We start from the raw sequence: 2,432 nt of genomic DNA on the forward strand, positions 1-2,432 counted from the left end.
CCGATGACATCGCCGAGCGCGACCTGACTCTGAGCCGCGCCGAACACCCGGCCCTGGACCCGATCCTGGCGATCCAGAGTTTCTACGTGATGGCCGCCGGTTTGGCAGAGGCCCGGGGCATGGACCCGGACCAACCGCGTCACTTGAGCAAAGTGACCCGCACCCACTGAGTTGATTGCAGCGTTTTCCTGATGAGTACCGTGCCCATGTCCCACAATAATAAAGACCTCACCCTCAGCGCTCCCCTCAGTGGGCCGGTGCTGACCCTGGGCGACGTTCCCGACGAAGTGTTCGCCAGTGGCGCCATGGGCGACGGCATTGCCATCGACCCGCTCAACGATTGCCTGCACGCGCCGTGTGATGGCGTGATCATCCACGTCGCCCGCACCGGGCATGCGCTGACCATTCGCGCCGATAATGGCGCTGAATTGCTGATGCACGTGGGCATCGACACGGTGGAATTGAATGGCGAAGGCTTTGCGCTGCTGGTCAAGCAAGGTGCGCGGGTCAGCAAGGGCCAGGCACTGGTCCAGTTTGACCTGGACCTGATTGCGCGGCAGTGCAAAAGCCTGGTCAGCCTGATCATCCTGACCAACAGCGAGCTGTTTGAGCTACGGCCGATCACCTTGAAAACAGTGAAGGTCGGCGAGCCGCTGCTGCATGTGGTTGCACGGTTGGCCGGTGCAGCGAAAGTGATTGATGAGTCGGTCACCGAAGCCAGCGCGACTATTCGCATCACCCATCGTGGCGGCCTGCATGCGCGCCCCGCTGCCTTGATCCGCAAGACTGCACAGGCATTCAGCAGCCAGTCGCAGCTGCATTTCGCTGGCAAGTCGGCTTCGTGCGACAGCCTGATCGGCTTGATGGGCCTGGGGATTGGTGAGCAGGACGAGGTGCAGGTCACCTGTCGTGGCAAGGATTGTGAAGCCGCGCTGCAAGCACTGATCGCTGCGCTGTCGGTGGAAGTTGGCGAAGCGCATCACGCTCCAGTGGCCGTCGCCCCACGCCGCGCGAATACCGAAGCCGGAGTACTGCAAGGCGTGTGTGCCGCGCCGGGGTTGGTCTGCGGCCCGTTGTTCCGCCTGAACGGAATCGAGCTGCCGGTGGACCCGGGCAACAACGTGCCGGATGAACAATTGCAGCACCTGGACAGTGCCCTGGAACAGGTGCGTAGCGAAATCCGCCACACCCTGGACCAGGCCCGTCTGCGCAAGGATGTGGAGGAAGAAGAGATCTTCGCCGCCCACCTGGCCCTGCTGGAAGACCCTACGTTGCTGGAGGCCGCCACCGCCGCCATCGAACAGGGCAGCGCCGCCACTCACGCCTGGCGCGATGCGATCCAGGCCCAATGCGCGGTGCTGCTGGCACTGGGTAAACCGCTGTTCGCCGAACGCGCCAACGACCTGCGCGACTTGCAGCAACGCGTGCTGCGGGCGTTGCTGGGCGAGGCCTGGAATTTTGATTTGCCGGCCGGCGCTATCGTCTCGGCCCATGAGCTGACCCCATCGGATCTGCTGCAACTGAGCAATCAACACGCCGCCGGTATCTGCATGGCCGAAGGCGGCGCGACGTCTCATGTGGCGATTCTGGCGCGGGGTAAAGGCTTGCCGTGCGTGGTTGCACTGGGCACTGAATTGCTTGATGTGCCCCAAGGCCAGCGCGTGGTGCTGGATGCCGCCAACGGCCGCCTGGAGCTGACGCCGGATGATGCGCGCCACGCCCATGTTCACCAGTTGCGCGATGCACAGAAACTGCGGCGCCAACAGCAGCACGCGGAGGCTCAAGGCACCGCCAGCACTCAGGATGGCGTGCGTATTGAAGTGGCCGCGAATGTCGCCTCCAGCGTCGAAGCCCAACTGGCCTTCGAGAATGGCGCCGATGGCGTCGGCCTGCTGCGCACAGAATTTCTCTTCGTCGACCGCCGCAGCGCGCCCGACGAGCAAGAGCAGCGCCAGGCCTACCAAGCCGTACTGGATGCCATGGGCGACAAATCAGTGATCATCCGCACCATCGACGTCGGCGGCGACAAGCAACTCGACTACCTGCCGCTGCCGTTCGAGACCAACCCGGTGCTGGGCCTGCGGGGCATTCGCATGGCCCAGGTACGCCCGGAACTGCTGGACCAGCAACTGCGTGCCCTTCTCCAGGTCAGCCCGCTGGAACGTTGCCGCATCCTGCTGCCAATGGTCAGCGAAGTCGACGAACTGCTGCACATTCGCCAGCGCCTCGATGAACTGTGCGCCGAGCTGGAACTGACCCAACGCCCGGAACTGGGGGTGATGATCGAAGTGCCCGCGGCGGCGCTGATGGCCGAACAACTGGCGGAGCACGCGGACTTTCTGTCCATCGGCACCAATGACCTGTCCCAGTACACCCTCGCCATGGACCGCGACCACGCCGGCCTCGCCGCCCGGGTCGATGCCATGCACCCG

General features: G+C 64.1%; 1 protein-coding gene and 1 pseudogene. Both read left to right on the plus strand.

The window, feature by feature from the left end; translation table 11 throughout:
* Window positions 1-170: pseudogene (locus HX846_RS33180) on the plus strand (iron dicitrate transport regulator FecR); the annotation flags it as partial.
* 36 nt (window positions 171-206) lie between these two features.
* Window positions 207-2,432: phosphoenolpyruvate--protein phosphotransferase (ptsP, locus tag HX846_RS33185; RefSeq protein ID WP_178967046.1), on the plus strand; the 2,226-nt coding region annotated here is incomplete at its 3' end.

Origin of the sequence: Pseudomonas sp. K5002 (assembly GCF_013386655.1) — a bacterium.
Classification (GTDB): domain Bacteria; phylum Pseudomonadota; class Gammaproteobacteria; order Pseudomonadales; family Pseudomonadaceae; genus Aquipseudomonas.